The sequence below is a fragment of the Janibacter sp. A1S7 genome, assembly GCF_037198315.1.
Classification (GTDB): domain Bacteria; phylum Actinomycetota; class Actinomycetes; order Actinomycetales; family Dermatophilaceae; genus Janibacter; species Janibacter alittae.
In genome coordinates this window covers 3,171,549-3,188,565 of the sequence record NZ_CP144913.1, presented here as the reverse complement: position 1 = coordinate 3,188,565, position 17,017 = coordinate 3,171,549, and the positions used below count along the sequence as shown (strand labels likewise).

Sequence of the window (17,017 nt, the reverse complement as noted above, 5' to 3'; positions counted from 1 at the left end):
GCATTGCTGCTGCCCCGTTTCCCCGGACCGCCCGCCGAACCCGCCGTGCGCCTTTCAACGCAACGGGCTCTCCACGAGGTGATGCCGTCAGGCGGCCGTGGCCGGGTCGTAGGGACTGGGGATCCGATTCCCGCGGTACCGATAGCGTCGAACCCGCACTTTCGTGGGGTCGAAGACGGCCACGTCCGTAGTCGCGATGGGTTTCCAACTGCCGTCTGGGCGGCGGAGCCATCGTTTGACCTTGGACCAGTTCCAGCGGCGCTGCTCGCGCTGCCACGCGACAAAGCGTCTCCAGGTGAAGTACCGAAGGAAACTGAATCGTCGCCCGGCGATGGCGTGGCGGAAGTAGGACGTCCACCCGCGCAGCGCCGCGTTGACCTCAATGATCACGTCCATCATGGGCCGTGGTGACCGGCGAGGGGTCAGAGCGCGGATGGTCTGTTTGATCCTCGCGAACGCTTTGTTGCTGATGAAGACCATGCAGCACCACTTGCCGCCTCCTCTGCGTTTCCTCCACTGGATGTGGAAGCCGAGGAAGTCGATCCCTTCGCGTAGGTGCGTGACGCGGGTCTTGGCCTCGGAAAGCCGCAGCCCGATCCCGGCCAGCACCTCGGCGGCCTGTTCTTTCAGGGCCAGCGCGTCATCCTTGCTGCCGTTGGTCATGATGACGAAGTCGTCCGCGTAGCGCACGATCCGCCAGTTGCCCAACCCGTGGTAACGACGTTTGGCGCGTTCAGCCTGGCTTGACTGGTCACCACCTGGCTTCCACGGGGCCATGATCGCCTCGTCCAGCACGGACAAGGCGATGTTGGCCAACAGCGGCGAGATGATCCCGCCTTGTGGGGTTCCCTCACTGGTCGCGGCCTGCAGACCGAGCTCATCAAGAACTCCGGCCTTGAGGAACGCGCGGACCAGTGCCACGGTCTTCTTGTCCTTGATCCGTTCCCGCACCAAACCCAGCAGGGCAGTGTGGTCGATGTGGTCGAAACATCCTTCGATGTCTGCGTCCAGCACCCACCGGTACCCGCTGGTGGCGTAGTGGTGGATCTCGGCGACCGCGTCATGGGCGCGCCGCTTGGGCCGGAACCCGTAGGAGACCGGCTGGAAGTCGGCCTCGAAGATCGGTTCCAGCACCATCCTCAACGACTGCTGCACGACCCGGTCGGTCACGGTCGGGATCCCCAACGGGCGCGACTTGCCGCCCGGCTTGGGAAGGAGCACCCGCCGCACCGGCGAGGGCCGATACGTGCCGTCCTTCAGGCTCGCGGCGATCCCATTCAGGAAATCCCCGATCTCACCCCGCTGGGCGATCTGACGCACGGTCACGCCGTCGACCCCCGCGGTGCGAGCCCCCTTGTTTCGTGCCACGTGCTGCCAGGCCACCCGCAGGTAGTCCGGGTGTGACACGAGGTTGAACAAGTCCCCGAACCGCTGATCGCGGTCGGTCTTGGCCCACCGGTGATACTTGATCTGCGTCCGCGCTACCCGCTCCCTGACTTGCTCCATCAAGGCTCGAGCGTCGGAGTTCACCAACGCCTCTTGCGCCATCGCAGTACCTCCTATCCATCCTCGCTGCCGCCCTTCCCGATGTGTCCGGCTTTCCCGGACTCGCAGTACTACGGCGGCTCCGCCAGCCCCCGGGCCGATCGGCAGGCGACGCACCCAGCCACACCGACCCGCGCTGGCTGTACAGGCTCGGCGGGCAGGCCCCGGGGACCTTCCCGTGTTCACTTGCTGTCCGCTGACCGAAGGAGGCACCCGGCTATCTGCCTGCGGCACTCGTCGGCGACTACTCCGTAGTCCTTCACCGCCGACCCGACCCGGGACATGTAACTCGTGCCCCGGGCGGTCCACCGCCCATCACTCCGGCAGGTGGCTGGCCGCGCCCGCCCCATATCCACTGGGTTTGAGGCGGTAGTACGTCAAGACAGGTGATGACACCGGTTCCTCGCGTATACCTCTTCGGCTTGCTCGCCGCGCCCACGCCATCCAACGGTGCTGACGCGACACGGCTTTGTCGGGGCTGCTCCCGCCCTCCCGCACGTCCCTGCGATCAGGCTGCCCCCAGCTACGGACTCCCTGCTACGGCAGGGAATCAGGCAAAGGTCTCTCACCTCCACTCGAACAACAAGCGCCTCACGGCGCACGGCCACGTCGTACAGTCCCCGGTAGACAACGGCCTTCATCGTCGACTCCTTTCGTCGTCATGGTGACGAACGGGCCCTACCCGCACGTGCCGCGGACATGCCCGCCGGTGTCGGACGAGCCGCGCGAGACGATCAGACCGGCAGGCCCGTCGGGGTGGGCCCGGCGACCCCGACCGACGCCGATGCCGTCACGGCAGGCAGACCGCACCCTGGGAGGCCGAGCCGACGAGCGCGGCATACTTCGCCAGGACACCGGTGCTCGTCATCGGCGGCTTGACCCAGTCCGTGCGGCGAGCGGCGAGCTCGGCCTCGTCCACCTCCAGGTCCAGACGGCGCGCGGTCAGGTCGAGGGAGATGCTGTCGCCGTCGCGGACGAGTGCGATCGGGCCGGCGTCCATCGTCTCGGGGGCGACGTGGGCGATGCAGTTGCCGGTCGTCCCACCCGAGAAGCGGCCGTCGGTGATCAGCAACGTCGAGGCGCCGAGCCCGGCTCCCTTGATCGCACCGGTGATCGCGAGCATCTCGCGCATGCCGGGCCCACCCTGGGGTCCCTCCCGGCGGATGACCACGACGCACCCCGACTCGATGCTGCCCTCGGCGAGGGCGTCCAGCGCGTCGCGCTCGCCCTCGAAGACCCGTGCCGGGCCCCGGAAGGTGTCGTAGGAGAACCCGGCGGCCTTGGCGATGGCGCCGTCCGGGGCGAAGCTGCCCCGGAGCACGGCCAACCCACCGGTGGCGCGGTACGGCCGGTCGGAGCCGAAGAGGACGTGCCCGTCCGGCAGCGGTGGGGCGATGGTCTCGAGGTTCTCGGCCACGGTGTGTCCGGTGACGGTCATCGCGTCGCCGTGGAGCAGACCGGCGTCGAGCAGCACCCGCATGACGACGGGGATGCCACCGACCTGGTCGACGTCGCGCATCACGTGCTGGCCGAAGGGCTTGACGTCGGCGAGCACCGGTGTGCGCCCGGCGATCTCGTCGAAGTGGTCCAGGGTCAGCGGCACCCCGGCCTCGTTGGCGATCGCGAGCAGGTGCAGCACGGCATTGGTCGAGCCGCCCAGCGCCATGAGCACGGTGATGGCGTTCTCGAAGGCCTGGAGGGTGAGGATGTCGCGGACCGTGACCCCGTCACGCAGCATCCGCACCGCGGCCGCCCCGGACTCGCGCGCGATGATCGTGCGACGCTTGTCGGCCGAGGGCGGTGACGCGCTGCCCGGCAGCGACAGCCCGAGGGCCTCGCCCATGCTCGCCATCGTGTTGGCGGTGTACATCCCGGCGCACGCGCCCTCACCGGGGCAGAAGGAACGCTCGACGGTGTCGACGTCCTCGCGCTCCATCGTCCCGGCCTGGCAGGCGCCGACCGCCTCGAAGGCGTCGATGATCGTGATCTCCCGGTCCGCGCCGTCGAGCATGCGCACGAGACCCGGCAGGGCGGTACCGGCGTAGACGAAGGTCGAGGCCAGCCCGAGCCGGGCGGCCGCCATCATCATCCCGGGCAGCGACTTGTCACAGCCGGCCAGGAGCACGGACCCGTCGAAGCGCTCGGCCTCCATCACCGTCTCGACGGAGTCGGCGATGACCTCGCGGGAGACGAGTGAGTAGTGCATCCCGACATGGCCCATCGCGATCCCGTCCGAGACCGAGATCGTGCCGAACTCCATCGGCACGCCCAGCTCCTCGCGCACCCCGTCCTTGGCTGCGGCGGCCAGCCGCTGCAGGGACAGGTTGCACGGGGTGATCTCGTTCCAGCTGGAGCCGATCCCGATCTGCGGCTTGTCGAAGTCCTCGTCGGCCAGGCCGACCGCGCGCAGCATCCCGCGCGCGGCGGTCTTCTCCAGGCCGTCGGTGACGTCCTTGGACCGGGGCTTCATCCGGTCGCGAAGGGAGGTGCTCGGCTCGGTCCGGGGGTGCGGCATGTGGGGAGCTACTTTCTCGCGGCCTGCACGCAGGCGGGTACCGGCCGCGACCACGACCGGTACCCGTCACGTTCCGTCAGCCTGCGCCGGCTGTCAACAGCGGCGGTGCAACCCGAGCGGAGGGAGTGTCGGTCAGGCGAAGGCCTTGGCCGCGGCCTCGACGAAGGGGTCGAGGTCACCGGGGTTGCGGCTGGTGACGAGGGTGAAGTTCCCCGCGGTGCAGGTGACCGCCTCCTCGTCGACCCACGTGCCGCCGGCGTTGCGGATGTCCGTCTGCAGCGAGGGGAACGACGTCAGCGTCCGACCGTCGACGAGCCCCGCCTCGACCAGCGCCCACGGGCCGTGGCAGATCGAGGCGATCGGCGTGCCGGAGCCGGCGAGCGCCGTGATGAACCCGATCGCGTCGGAGTCCATCCGCAACCGGTCTGCATTGGTGGTGCCACCCGGCAGCACCAGCGCGTCGTAGTCAGCCGCGTTCGCGTCGGCGACGGCGACGTCGGCCCGGAAGGTGTCTCCCTTCTCGACGTCGTTGTTGAAGGCCTGGACCTCGCCCGTCTCCGGAGCGATGAGGGTCATCCGGGCCCCGGCGTCACCGAGCGCCTGCCACGGGGTGGTGAGCTCGGCCTGCTCCACGCCGGAGTTGGCGAGCAGGACGGCGATCCTCGTGCCCGTCAGGTCGTTCATCACGATCCTCCTTGCTCTCTTGCGGTCATCGTCACGGTGGGCACGCGAGTGCATGGCCACCCTGACCAGTCCCTACCCGTCCGTGGACGGGTGATGCGGTGCCTCCGTCGGGACGGTCGCCGCCGGCGTCACGGCCCGGGCGGGTGATCCCTCAGAGCGACTCTGCCGTCAGCGGGATCCGGCCACCCGCGAGCACCATGTCGACCTGGCGATCCGACAGACGGTGGTGCAGCGCGACCTCGCGTCCGCCGATCGTCGCGGTGAGGCCGCGACCGGCGCGCAGGGCATCGTGCACCCCGTCGAGCACGACGGTGTCGTCGACCGAGATCGAGTCGTGGTCGGACGGGTCGTCGAACTCCAGCGGCAGGACACCGAAGTTGGCGAGGTTCTGCCAGTGGATGCGCGCGAAGGACTTCGCGATCACGGCCACCAACCCCAGGTATCGCGGCGCGATCACCGCGTGCTCGCGGGACGAGCCCTGGCCGTAGTTCTCGCCGGCGACGACCACGTGGCCCTCGCCCCCCTTCGCCCGCTCCGGGTAGGTCTCGTCGACCCGGACGAAGGAGAAGTCGGCGATCCGGGGGATGTTGCTGCGGAAGGGCAGCACCTGGGACCCGGCCGGCATGATCTCGTCGGTGGAGACGTCGTCGCCCATGACGAGCAGCGTCGGCACCTCCACGCGGTCGCTGATCGGGGCGAACTCCGGCAACGAGGAGATGTTCGGACCCTTGACCAGCTCGACCTGCTCCGCTTCCTCCTGCGGCAGCGGAGCCTGGAGCATGTCGTCGATGGTGCTGTAGCGCTCCGGCATCGTCGGGCGCGGGTAGGCGAGGTCGTGACTGTCCGCGAGCGTGCGCGGATCGGTGATCCGGCCGGTCAGGGCCGCGGCCGCGGCCGTCTCCGGGGAGCACAGCCACACGGCGTCCTCCTCCGTGCCCGAGCGTCCGGGGAAGTTGCGCGGCATGGTGCGCAGCGAGTTGCGGCCACTCGCCGGGGCCTGTCCCATCCCGATGCAGCCCATGCAGCCGGACTGGTGGATCCGTGCTCCGGAGCCGACGAGGGAGGTCAGCCATCCGCCGCTGATGAGGTCGGCGAGGACCTCCCGGGATGTCGGGTTGATGTCGACGGACACCCCGGACGCGCCCTGCTGCCCGTCGAGGATCTCGGCCACGACGGCGAAGTCGCGCAGGCCCGGGTTCGCGGAGGAACCGACGACGACCTGGGTGACGTCCTCGTCCTCGACCTCGGCCACCGGCACGACATTGCCCGGGGAGGAGGGCTTGGCGATCAGCGGCTCCAGCGCGGAGAGGTCGATGTGCTCGGTCACGTCGTAGGTCGCGCCCTCGTCGGCCTCCAGCCGGGTGAAGTCGTCCCCTCGTCCGACCGCCTCGAGGTAGTCGCGCACGGCGTCATCCGCGGGGAAGACGCTGGCGGTCGCCCCGAGCTCGGCGCCCATGTTGGCGATGACGTGTCGGTCCATCGCCGTCAGCTGGGCCAGTCCCGGCCCGTGGTACTCGATGATCCGGTTCACCCCGCCCTTGACGCCGTGGCGCCGCAGCATCTCCAGGATGACGTCCTTCGCGGAGACCCAGTCGGGGAGCTCACCGGTCAGCTCGACGCCCCACACCTGCGGCATGGACACGTAGAGCGGCTGCCCGGCCATCGCCATCGCGACCTCGAGTCCGCCGACGCCGATCGCCAGCATCCCCAGGGCCCCGGCCGCGCAGGTGTGCGAGTCCGACCCGATCAACGTCGCACCGGGGCGACCGAAGTGCGCCTGGTGCACCGGGTGCGAGACGCCGTTGCCGGCCTTGGAGTACCAGAGCCCGAAGCGTTGCGCCGCCGACTGCAGGAAGAGGTGGTCGTCGGGGTTCTTCTCGTCGGTCTGCAGCAGGTTGTGGTCGACGTACTGCACGGACAGCTCGGTACGGATCCGGTCGAGACCCATCGCCTCGAGCTCGAGCATCACCATCGTGCCGGTCGCGTCCTGGGTGAGGGTCTGGTCGACCGTCAAACCGATCTCCGAGCCCGGTTCCATCGAGCCCTCGACGAGGTGGTCGGCGATGAGCTTCTGTGCGGCATTGCGTGGCACGGACGTCCTCCTGCAGGCGAGTCGGGCGGGTGGTCTGCCTTCACCTGACCCTACCCAGCGGGAGACGATTCATGCGAGGAGTCGGGCGGGGCACGGACCCGCCTCCGTCCGGCTACGGGCGGCGCAGCCGCGTCGGCAGGTCCTCCAGCAGGCGCAGCCACAGCTCGGACGCCGTCGGGAAGCTCGGGACGGCGTGCCGCAGCAGGTGCACCGGTGTCCTGCCGACGATCGCGATGGTGGCGCCGTGCACCAGTTCACCGGCCTCGGGGCCGACGAAGGTCGCGCCGAGCAGGCAGCCGGTGGAGCGATCGACGACGATCGAGGCGCGGCCGGCGACGTCATCGCGCAGCAGCGCCCCGCCGGCGGCCCCGTCGAAGGCAACCTCGCTGGTCACCACATCGCGTCCCGCCTCGCGGGCCTCCTGCTCGGTGGCGCCGACCGATCCGACCTGCGGGTCGGTGAAGACGGCCTGCGGCACCGGCACGTCATCGGGAACCGGCTCGACCGGGCGGCCCTCGGCCTCGGCGGTCAGCCGCGACCCGAGCACCCTGGCGCGGTACTTCCCCCAGTGCGTCAGCGGGGCCTCACCACCGGCGTCCCCGAGCGCGTGCAGCCACTGCGGCAGCCGCCCGTCGGTGACGTCCTGCGCGGTCAACCCGACCGCGTCGAGCCCCACGTCCCCGAGCCGTGGGCGGCGGCCGGTCGCGACGAGCAGCTCGTCGGCCTCGATGCTCCCGTCGCCGGTCGTCAGCGTCACCGGGCCGCCGTGGATCCGGCCGACGCCGGTGTCCTGGCCGTCCCGGCGTTCGCAGCCGCCGGCCTCCGTGGCCAGACGCACGTCCACCCCCTTGGCCCGCAGGGAGTCGGCCACCACCTCGCCGGCGAAGGGCTCCATCCGCTCCAGCAGACCCGGACCGCGCACCAGCATCGTCACGTGGGAGCCGAGTGCGGCCATCCACGTCGCCGCCTCGCAGGCGACGACCCCGCCGCCGACGATCACGAGCCGGTCGGGCACCTCACGGACCGCGGTCGCGTCACGGGAGTCCCACGGGTGGGCGGCGCGGTAAGGCTCCGGCACGACCGCCTCGCTGCCCGTGGCGATGACCACGGCGCGCCGCGCGCGCAGGCGACGGGTGCCCCCTTCGCCCTCGACCTCCACCTCCCGCTCGCCGACGAGGCGAGCCTGCCCCCGGAGCGCGGTGATCCCCGCGCTCTCGGCCCACTCGTACTGGCCGGAGTCGTCGTAGTGCGAGACCCACTCGTCGCGTCGGGCCAGGAGAGCGTCGCGGTCGACGTCGGTCGGGACCACCCCGTGCAGCCGGGTGCTGGTGGTGGCGACCGCCGCGGGGCGCAGCAGGGCCTTGCTCGGGATGCACGCCCAGTAGCTGCACTCCCCGCCGTAGCGTTCGCCCTCCACGATCGTGGCGCTCAGCCCGCCCTCGACCGCGTACTGGGCGAGGTTCTCCCCGACGGGGCCGCCGCCGAGGACCACCACGTCGACGTCGTCGTCGGTGGCCGTCCGCTCGGGATGCGGGGCGCTCATGACAGCGGCTCCACCCGCAGCTCCCCCTCCCGGAAGCGTTGGCGCAGCACCTTCTTGTCGAACTTGCCGACCGACGTGCGCGGCACCTCCTCGATGAAGGCGAAGGCGTCGGGCAGCTGCCACTTCGCGAAGTCCCCGGCGAGGTGCTCGCGCAGCTCGTCGGCGGTGACGGTGGCGCCCTGCTTGACGACGATGGTGGCCAGCGGCCGCTCCTGCCACTTCTCGTCCGGGATGCCGACGACCGCGGCCTCGAGGACGGCCTGGTGACCCATGAGCGCGTTCTCCAGGTCGACCGAGGAGATCCACTCGCCGCCGGACTTGATGACGTCCTTCGCGCGATCGGTCAGGGTGATGTACCCGAGGTGGTCGAGGGTGCCGACGTCGCCGGTGCGCAGCCAGCCGTGGTCGAACTTCGCCTCCGCATCGGGGTCGTCGGAGGCGTAGTAGCCCGCGGTGACCCACGGCCCCCTGACCTCGAGCTCGCCCACGGCCTCGCCGTCGCGGGGGAGGACGCTGCCGTCATCGGCGACGATGCGCCCCTCGACCCCGCAGAGCAGCCGGCCGGCCGTGGCCTTGTAACGCCACTCCTCCTCGCCCCGGATCCCCAGCGGGACATTGGCCACCGAGGCGACCGGAGAGGTCTCGGTCATGCCCCACGCCTGGATCATGTCGAGGCCGTGGCGCTCGCGCAGCGCCTGCATGAGCGAGACCGGGACGGCGGAGCCACCGCAGAGGATGCGGCGCAGGGAGTCCAGTTTCACCTCGGGGTGGTCGTCGAGGTGGGTGAGCACGTCGTTCCAGACCGTGGGCACCGCTCCGGAGATCGTCGGCCGGCTCTCGGTCACGAAGCGCACGAGCGGCTCGGCCTGCAGCCAGCGGTCGGGCATGCACAGCGAGGCACCGCTCATGATCGCGGCGTAGGCCAGGCCCCACGCGTTGGCGTGGAACATCGGCACGATCGGCAGGACCCGGTCGGCGAAGGTCAGGCCGGCGACATTGCCGGTGCAGGAGGCCATCGAGTGCAGGTAGGCAGAGCGGTGGCTGTAGACGACGCCCTTGGGGTTGCCGGTCGTGCCGCTCGTGTAGCACATGGCGGCAGCGTCGTTCTCGTCCAGCTCCGGCCAGTCGAAGGTCTCCGGCTGCTCGGCGAGGACGTCCTCGTAGAGCAGGACCTCCTTGCCCGAGGATCGAAGGGAGTCCAGGTTCGCCTGTGCCGCCTCGGGCCCGGCGACCAGCACGTGGGTGACGGTCTCCAGGTGCGGCAGCTGCGGGGCGAGCAGGCCGACGAGTGAGTCGTCGACGATGACGATCTTGTCCTCGGCGTGGTTGGCGACGTAGATCAGCTGCTCGGGGAAGAGGCGGATGTTCAGGGTGTGCAGCACAGCGCCCATCGACGGGATCGCCAGGTAGGCCTCGAGGTGCTCGGCGTTGTTCCACTGGAAGGTCGCGACCCGGTCGTCGCCCTCGATGCCGAGCGCGCGCAGGGCGCCCGCGAGCCGGGCGGTGCGCTTCCCGAGCTCGGCATAGGTGATGGATCGCGAGCCCTCGGCGGTCGCGGTGACCACCTCCGAGTCGGGGTGGACGCTCGTCCCGTGGTGCATCAGGGAGGCGATGGTCAGCTGGTAGTCCTGCATGGTGCTCTGCATGCCACCCATCCAACTGTGTGGCGCGCGCCACGTCCATACCCTCGGTGCGGTCGTTGCTGCCGCCCGTCGTGCGAGGCGGGCCCCGGGGCTCGACAACCCGGAAGCGGAGGACGAGAATCGGGGCAGAATCTGCCGTGGCGGCCGCACGCACCCATCGTGTGTGTCGGTCCCTTGGCGGGCGATGACACAGGAAGGTCGAGGATGTCACACGACGAGTCGAGGATCCCTGCACACCATGGGCATCCGAATCTCAAGCACACCTCGGAGCGACTCGTGCTCAACGGCACCGATCGCGGCGAGAACGGGCAGGCCCTGCAGCATTTCGCCGATGCCGTGGTCGAGGTCGTGAGCGCGGGCCCCGAGCTCGAGCGTGCTGTCGTGCTGGAGCGCCTCGGCGCGGCCATGCACCGCATCGGCCGCGACCCGAATCCGGTCGAGTTGGACAACATCACCGACAAGATCATGCGCGGTGCGCGATCCAGCCTGGTGATCGAGTCGGATGACGGGAGCATCCTGGGGTTCGTGGAGTCGGGTGGCCCTGCCACCAACGAGATGGATGAACCGCACATCAACGACCCCGAGGACGACGCGCGACCGACCATCTCGTAACGCGACCGACCGTCTCGTCAGTGGTGCGAGGCGACCCCACGCACCACGTCCGGCCGCGGAGGGACACGACTGCTGCCGGTGACCCTTGGCTCGGCCTACCCGACGCCGACTACTCGCGCGCTGATTCCTCGCGGCGGTGCACCCGGACGCAGCATCTGCCTTCGCCCGGCTCGAGGCGGGCATCCACCTGGCAACACCCCATACCGTCCGCGACACCCTGCACATAGCTCTCGTTGAGGGCGCACACCAAGGCGGTGTGCTTGCTCGCCAGGGTGTCGAAGGGGCAGTTGTGCAGCGCGAGCACGCCGTCGTGGTCATCGGGCTCGTAGCCCTGCTCCGCTAGCGCCGCGGCGAGCTGGGTGATCGTCGCGTCCTCGTCGTGGATCGTTGCCCGGCCGGCTGTCAGCCCGTGCTCGCGGGCGGACTCGTGCAGGGCGGCTTCGAGGGACTGGCCGTCCCGTGCCCGGGTGATCGAGGAGGCGAGGATGTTGCCGACCAGGTCGTAACGGCGCGGCGGGAGCGAGACGGAGAACTCCCGGTCGGATCGACGATAGAGCTTGCTCGGGCGACCGGCGCCGGGGCCGGTGCGGCCGGTGAGGCGTCGGTACTCGACGTCGAGCAGTCCCTCCTCGACGAGCCGGTCGAGGTGGAAGTTCACCTTGTGCGCGCGGATCCCGAGGGCCGTGGCCGCCTCGTCGCGACCGACGGGCGCGTGCTGCGCCGCGACGTACTCGTAGAGCGCGCGTCGCGTGTCGTCGGAGAGGGCGCCGATCCCGGCCGCCAGTGCACTGAGCCTCATGAACGAAGTCTAAAACACATTCTTGTTGACACAAGAGGTTGGCTGCGGTCTAAGATTCAAGAATCTCTTGTTTAGAGAGGTTTCCTGAATTCGACCGGAGGACCTGCCATGAGCGCCACGACTGCCCACCCCCCTTCCACCTCCCACCCGCCCGCGATCTCGACGAAGGGGGCCGAGCGCGCCTTCCTGCTGCTGCGCACGGTCTTCACCATCGCCCCGATCGCCTTCGGCCTGGACAAGTTCGCCAACATCCTCACGGACTGGCCGGGCTACCTCGCGCCGTGGATCGACGCGATCGTCCCCGGCACCGCCCAGCAGGCGATGTACGCGGTCGGCGTCATCGAGATCCTCGCCGGCATCGTCGTCGCGCTCGCCCCCCGCTACGGCTCCCTGCTGGTCTCGGCCTGGCTCGTGGGCATCATCATCAATCTGCTCACCTTCAGCGGCTTCTACGACGTCGCCCTGCGTGACTTCGGCCTGCTCGTCGGCGCGCTCGCGCTCGCCGCGCTGGCCTGGTCGGGCACGTCGGAGCGGGCATGAGCCGCGCGAGAGCCCTCCGGCCCGAGGGTGTCGACGATGTCGACGGCCGACCGGGGGTGACGCGACCCCACCTGCGGGTCGCGGGCTCCCGCCCGGCCATCGACGCCGCCGCGGCGGAGACTGCCGCGGACGCCCTGCTCACGGCCCTCGGGCTCGACACCACCTCCGAGCACCTCGCCCGCACGCCGCATCGCATGGCGCAGGCGCTGATCGAGATGACGAGCAGCGAGGACTTCGAGCTGACGACCTTCCCGAACGACGAGGGCTACGACGAGCTCGTCCTCGTCCGCGACATCCCCGTCCAGTCGGTCTGCGAGCACCACATCCTGCCCTTCACCGGGGTCGCCCACGTGGGCTACCTGCCGGGCCGGCGCATCCTCGGCCTGTCGAAGTTCGCGCGGATGGTCGAGTGGCACGCCCGCCGCCCACAGACCCAGGAGCGGCTCACCCACGAGGTCGCCACCCACCTCACCGACGCCCTGCGGCCCCGCGGGGTCGGGGTGGTCGTCCACGCGGAGCACACCTGCATGTCCTTGCGCGGTGCGAAGGTGCCGGGCACAGTGACGAGCACGTCAGCACTCTTCGGCCGGCTCCGGGAGGATCCGCGCAGCCGGGCCGAGTTCCTCGAACTCACCAGGAGCACGCCATGACCATCGCCATCATCGGGGCCGGCCTCACCGGCGCCAGCGCCGCCGCCGAGCTGCGCGATCAGGGCTACGACGGCGACATCGTCCTCGTCGGCGCCGAACCCCACGCCCCCTACGAGCGCCCGCCGCTGTCCAAGGACATCCTCCTGGGCACCGGCACCGCCGCGGACGCCGCCGTCAAGGACGCCGACTGGTACGAACGGCAGCGGATCGAGCTGATCACCGGGAGCGTGGTCGGCGACCTCGACCCGGCCGCGCGGACCCTCGCCGTCGACGGCCGCACGATCGGCTACGACGAGCTGCTCGTCGCCACCGGTGCCACCTCGCGGCACCTGCCGATGGTCGACGAGTCCGGGGCCCCCTTCGCCTACCTGCGCACGATCGAGGAGTCCGAGGCACTGAGGAAGAACCTCTCCGGCCGTCTGCTGGTCATCGGCGCCGGCTGGATCGGGCTCGAGGTCGCCTCCGCGGCCCGGCAGGCCGGCGGCACGGTCACCGTCGTCGAAGCAGCAGCGACACCGCTGGCCGGCCCGATCGGCGAGCAGATGGCCGAGGTCCTCGCCGGTCTGCACCGCGAGCACGGGGTCGATCTGCGCACCAGCACGACCGTCACCGCCATCAAGCGCGGCGAAGGGGGCGCCCGAGCCACCCTCTCCGACGGCACCGAGGTCGTCGCGGACATCGTCCTCGTCGCGATCGGGGCACAGCCCGAGGTCGCGCTGGCCGAGGCAGCCGGCCTGGAGGTCGACAACGGGATCGTCGTCGACGAGCGGCTGTGCACCAGCGATCCGCACGTCTTCGCCGCCGGTGATGTCGCCAACCACGCCCACCCGACGCTGGGCCGGATCCGGGTCGAGCACTGGGACAACGCGATCCAGCAGGGACGCCACGCGGCCCGCAGCATGCTCGGTGGCCGGGAGCCGTACACCCGTCAGCCGTACTTCTTCACCGACCAGTACGACCTGGGCATGGAGTACGTCGGCCACCTCGGACCGGACGGGGCCGACGAGGTCGTCATCCGCGGCGACCGGGACAGCCGGGTGCTCAACGCCCTGATGATCAGGGACGGCGTGGTCGTGGCGGGCATGCACACCAATGACTGGGACGCCACGGACCACCTGCGCGCGTGCGTTGGGTACGAGGCCACCGACGCACTGCGCGACGTGTCGATCCCACTGGGTGACGCCGTCGAGTGAGGATGCGGGGACGACCCCGGGTGGAGGTGGGCGCGCGGACGAGCCATGAGCGCGTCGACCGTCACCCGTCGACGCACGAACCTCGGCCGGGTCAGACCGCCGGGGTGCGCAGGATCTTGGCCATCGCCTTGCCCTTGGCCAGCTCGTCGACGAGTTTGTCCAGGTAGCGGATCTGCTGCATGAGCGGGTCCTCGACCTCCTGGACCTTCACGCCGCAGACGGAGCCGGTGATCAGGCAGGCGTTGGGGTTGAGGGTGGCATCGGCGAAGAAGTCCTCGAAGGTCGTCTCCTCGTCGAGGTGGCGCTGCAGCTGCTGCTGGTCGAAGCCGGTCAGCCAGCGGATCACCTCGTCGAGCTCGGCCGTCGTGCGGCCCTTCCGCTCGACCTTGGTGACGTAGTGGACGTAGACGGAGGCGACGCTCATGGTGAAGACCTTGTTCATGACGTGACGGTACCGACCCCACCATGCCGGTACGCGAGGACTCCTCCGCGCGACAGTGGGCCGCTCTGCGCCTCGCGCCGATCGGACGCGAACACGGAAGGGACTCCTGGTCACCGGCGCCCCCTGGTTCTTGGAGATCGTGCACCAGGAGTCCCTCTTGTGCACGGCCCTCAGGCGGGTGGCAGCAGGTCGGGACGGTCGAACATCTGCGCGGTCGCGCGGGCGCTCGGCTGCCCGGCGTCCGGATCGGCGCCCCCCTCCAGCAGTGCGGCGACGACCTCGTCCTCCCCCTTGAAGACTGCCCCGGCCAGTGGGGCCTGGCCGCGGTCGTTGAGGGCGTCGACATCGGCTCCGCGCCGCGCCAGGTCGCTCACCAGGCCGGCGTGGCCGTGGTAGGCCGCGAGCATGAGCAGGGTGTTGCCGCTCGGGTCGGTCAGGTCGATCGGTGCGCCGGCGTCGAGGTAGGCACCGAGCTGCTCCCCGCGCCCCTCGCGCGCCATGTCGAACAGCTGGTGGGCGAGCTCGATCGCTGCGTCGGGGAGATCGCTCATGAACCCAGTGTGCCGGTCGGTGACCGGGTATTGTCACTACTGAACTCGTAGTTAATACAAGGAGGGCGCGATGAGCGGCGTGGCCGAGGACCTGAAGACGCAGCACGACAGCATCGACGAGCGGCTCGCCGAGTTCGTCGCGGGTCTGGACGAAGGGGAGGTGCGGGCGGGGACCTTCCGCGCGTCGGCGAGGGAGCTGCGTCACCACATCCACGTCGAGGAGGCCCACCTCTTTCCCCCGCTGCGTGCGGCCGGCATGATCCCACCGGTCCTGGTCATGCTCCGTGAGCACGGGGAGATCTGGGGGACCCTCGACACGGTCGACGGTCTCCTGGCCGATGACCGCCCGGACGTGACCTCCCTTCGTCGGGAGTGCGATCGCCTGACCGCGCAGCTTGCGGCGCACAACCTGAAGGAGGAGCAGATCCTCTACCCGGCGGCGGACGAGAGCCTCGCGACCGAGGAACTGGACCAGGTGGCGACGTCGCTCGTCGACGGGGACCTGCCCGAGGGGTGGCGCGCCGAGATGGCCCCGGCCTGACGGCGGGCAGCGCGTCGGCGCGCAGCGGCACGATCGCGACGCACCGACCGGGTCCGGTCACCAGGGCAGGACGTTGCGCATCCGCGCGTGCGCCAGCGCGGCCCGCGCCGCATTCGCTCCGGGAGCGCCGTGGACCCCGCCGCCCGGATGGGCGGAGGCCGACCCGAGGTAGAGCCCCGTGATCCCGGTCTCCGCCCGGCCGGCGCCCGGTACCGGCCTGAAGACGAGTTGCTGGTGCAGCTGCGCGGTGCCGCCGTTGAGCGCCCCGCCGATGAGGTTGGCGTCGTGGGCCTCGAGCTCGTGCGGCCCGAGGATGCGCCGCGTGACGACCCGTGAGCCGAATCCGGGTGCCAGCTGCTCGATCCGCTCCTGCATCCGGTCGGCGAAGCGCTCGCAGTCGTCACGGTCCCACTCACCCCGGATGCCGCTGTCGCCCGCGTCGGTGCGCGTCTTCTGCGGCACGTGGGTGTATGCCCACATCGACTCCGTGCCGGCCGGTGAACGGGTGGGGTCGGTCGTGGTCATCTGCCCGGCGAGCATGAAGGGCTGCGCCGGGACCGCTCCCGTCGAGACCTGCTGCAGCGACTCGGTCATCTGCTCCAGGGAGTCGGCGATGTGGACCGTGCCCGGGGCAGAGGAGGGCGCGGACGCCCACGGAACCGGACCGTCGAGCGCCCAGTCCACCTTGACCGTGGCGGGGTCCAGGGCGAAGTGCTCCATCCCCTTCGCCACCCTCGCGGGGACGTCCTGCGCGTCGAGCAGACTCCCGTAGAGCGCGGGTGCGCTCACCGTCGCGACGACCGCTCGGCCGGCGGCGATGGCCTCACCCTCGGCGGTGCGCATACGCGCGACCCGGCCGTCGATGACGTCGATGCCGGACACCCGTGTACCACGGCGGATCTCGCCGCCGCGGGACTCAAGACGCCGGGCGAGGGCCAGCGTCAGCTGGTGCGCGCCACCCTCGGGGACCGGGTAGCCCACCGTCTGCCCGAGCATCGTGAGCATCAGGGCCATGAGCGAGGACCCCGGAGAGTCGAGCGGGATGTCGGCGTGCCCGGCGTTCCCGGCGAGGAGCAGCTGCGGGGAGCGTCCGCCGAAGCGGTCGCGCACGAGTTGCTGCACCGGGGTCAACAGGTCCCTGACGAAGCGCAGCCCGCCGACTCCGGGCAGCCGGGGGAGCCCGCCCGCCGTTGCGCGTACCGGAGGGAAGGGGGTGAGCAACCCCCTGACGAGGTGGTCGCCGATCCGGTCCCACTGCTCGCACAACCGCAGCCAGGCGTCGCCGTCGCCGCGGTGTTGTCCCTCCATCGACGCGGCGGTGACCTCCCGGTCTCGGTGGAGCAGCGCCCACTCGCCGTCACGAGTGGGGTGCCCGAGGACGGCCGGCGCCTGCCGCCACCGCAGCCCGTGGTCCTCGAGGTGGAGCGAGGTGATCGCCGGTGAGGCCGCGGCGAGCGGGTAGAAGGCACTGCCGGTGTCGTGGACGAAGTCCGGATGGACGTCGCGCGAGCTGTGCACCGCACCGCCGACCTCTGGTGCGGACTCGAGGACCAGCACCGACCACCCGGCGTCGACGAGGTGGTTGGCGGCGACGAGACCGTTGGGCCCGGCACCGATGACGACCGCGTCGGGTGCTGTGCTGGTCATGAAGCCATCCTGCTACGCCG

At 70.5% G+C, this 17,017-nt stretch carries 15 protein-coding genes; 5 read left to right on the top strand and 10 right to left on the bottom strand.

Features of this window, described 5'->3' with window-relative positions:
• Positions 1-87: 87 nt before the first annotated feature.
• The 6 genes from ltrA to V1351_RS15325 form a co-directional block, all read right to left on the bottom strand.
• Complete coding sequence (gene ltrA / locus V1351_RS15350; RefSeq protein ID WP_338747878.1) at positions 88-1,662, bottom strand: group II intron reverse transcriptase/maturase; 1,575 nt, start codon at positions 1,660-1,662, stop codon at positions 88-90.
• A 673-nt stretch (positions 1,663-2,335) separates the two neighbouring features.
• Positions 2,336-4,060: a dihydroxy-acid dehydratase gene (ilvD, locus tag V1351_RS15345; RefSeq protein ID WP_338749137.1), complete on the bottom strand. Its 1,725-nt coding sequence runs from the start codon at positions 4,058-4,060 to the stop codon at positions 2,336-2,338.
• Between the two features lie 132 nt (positions 4,061-4,192).
• The gene (locus V1351_RS15340) at positions 4,193-4,750 is read right to left on the bottom strand and encodes a DJ-1/PfpI family protein (RefSeq protein ID WP_422389033.1); all 558 of its coding nucleotides are present in this window, start codon (positions 4,748-4,750) and stop codon (positions 4,193-4,195) included.
• A gap of 145 nt (positions 4,751-4,895) precedes the next feature.
• Positions 4,896-6,836, bottom strand: a complete 1,941-nt coding sequence (locus tag V1351_RS15335) for an aconitate hydratase (protein ID WP_338749133.1) — start codon at positions 6,834-6,836, stop codon at positions 4,896-4,898.
• Between the two features lie 112 nt (positions 6,837-6,948).
• Positions 6,949-8,379, bottom strand: coding sequence for a dihydrolipoyl dehydrogenase family protein (locus V1351_RS15330; protein WP_338749131.1), 1,431 nt, complete (start codon positions 8,377-8,379; stop codon positions 6,949-6,951).
• On the bottom strand, positions 8,376-10,025 hold the full coding sequence (locus V1351_RS15325; RefSeq protein ID WP_338749129.1) for a fatty acid--CoA ligase: 1,650 nt from the start codon (positions 10,023-10,025) through the stop codon (positions 8,376-8,378). Before V1351_RS15325 ends, V1351_RS15330 begins: the two co-directional genes overlap by 4 nt.
• Positions 10,026-10,226: 201 nt before the next feature.
• On the opposite strand from V1351_RS15325, the gene V1351_RS15320 reads away from it, so the two are divergent.
• Positions 10,227-10,634 (top strand): hypothetical protein, encoded by a 408-nt coding sequence (locus tag V1351_RS15320; protein ID WP_338749127.1) that lies wholly within the window; start codon positions 10,227-10,229, stop codon positions 10,632-10,634.
• 109 nt (positions 10,635-10,743) lie between these two features.
• Here V1351_RS15320 and V1351_RS15315 read toward each other — a convergent pair whose 3' ends face one another.
• Positions 10,744-11,433: a helix-turn-helix transcriptional regulator gene (locus V1351_RS15315; protein WP_338749125.1), complete on the bottom strand. Its 690-nt coding sequence runs from the start codon at positions 11,431-11,433 to the stop codon at positions 10,744-10,746.
• Between the two features lie 108 nt (positions 11,434-11,541).
• Between V1351_RS15315 and V1351_RS15310 the strand changes: the two genes are divergently transcribed.
• The 3 genes from V1351_RS15310 to V1351_RS15300 are packed head-to-tail and all read left to right on the top strand — an operon-like array spanning position 11,542 to position 13,816.
• Entirely contained in the window at positions 11,542-11,973 is a 432-nt protein-coding gene (locus tag V1351_RS15310; RefSeq protein ID WP_338749123.1) for a hypothetical protein, read from the top strand.
• Positions 11,970-12,623, top strand: a complete 654-nt coding sequence (gene folE, locus V1351_RS15305; protein WP_338749121.1) for a GTP cyclohydrolase I — start codon at positions 11,970-11,972, stop codon at positions 12,621-12,623. Before V1351_RS15310 ends, folE begins: the two co-directional genes overlap by 4 nt.
• Complete coding sequence (locus V1351_RS15300) at positions 12,620-13,816, top strand: NAD(P)/FAD-dependent oxidoreductase (RefSeq protein ID WP_338749119.1); 1,197 nt, start codon at positions 12,620-12,622, stop codon at positions 13,814-13,816. The genes folE and V1351_RS15300 overlap by 4 nt, the downstream gene beginning before the upstream one ends.
• 91 nt (positions 13,817-13,907) lie before the next feature.
• Here V1351_RS15300 and V1351_RS15295 read toward each other — a convergent pair whose 3' ends face one another.
• Together V1351_RS15295 and V1351_RS15290 are read right to left on the bottom strand one after the other, a co-directional pair.
• Positions 13,908-14,258, bottom strand: a complete 351-nt coding sequence (locus tag V1351_RS15295) for a DUF2200 domain-containing protein (RefSeq protein ID WP_338749117.1) — start codon at positions 14,256-14,258, stop codon at positions 13,908-13,910.
• Positions 14,259-14,428: 170 nt separating this feature from the next.
• The gene (locus V1351_RS15290) at positions 14,429-14,809 is read right to left on the bottom strand and encodes an ankyrin repeat domain-containing protein (protein WP_338749115.1); all 381 of its coding nucleotides are present in this window, start codon (positions 14,807-14,809) and stop codon (positions 14,429-14,431) included.
• A gap of 70 nt (positions 14,810-14,879) precedes the next feature.
• Between V1351_RS15290 and V1351_RS15285 the strand changes: the two genes are divergently transcribed.
• A complete protein-coding gene (locus V1351_RS15285) occupies positions 14,880-15,350 on the top strand; it encodes a hemerythrin domain-containing protein (RefSeq protein WP_338749113.1) in 471 nt (156 codons plus the stop codon).
• Positions 15,351-15,407: 57 nt separating this feature from the next.
• Here V1351_RS15285 and V1351_RS15280 read toward each other — a convergent pair whose 3' ends face one another.
• Positions 15,408-16,997 carry a phytoene desaturase family protein gene (locus V1351_RS15280; RefSeq protein ID WP_338749111.1) on the bottom strand — a complete coding sequence of 530 codons (1,590 nt, stop codon included), beginning with the start codon at positions 16,995-16,997 and terminating at the stop codon, positions 15,408-15,410.
• Between the last annotated feature and the right edge of the window lie 20 nt (positions 16,998-17,017).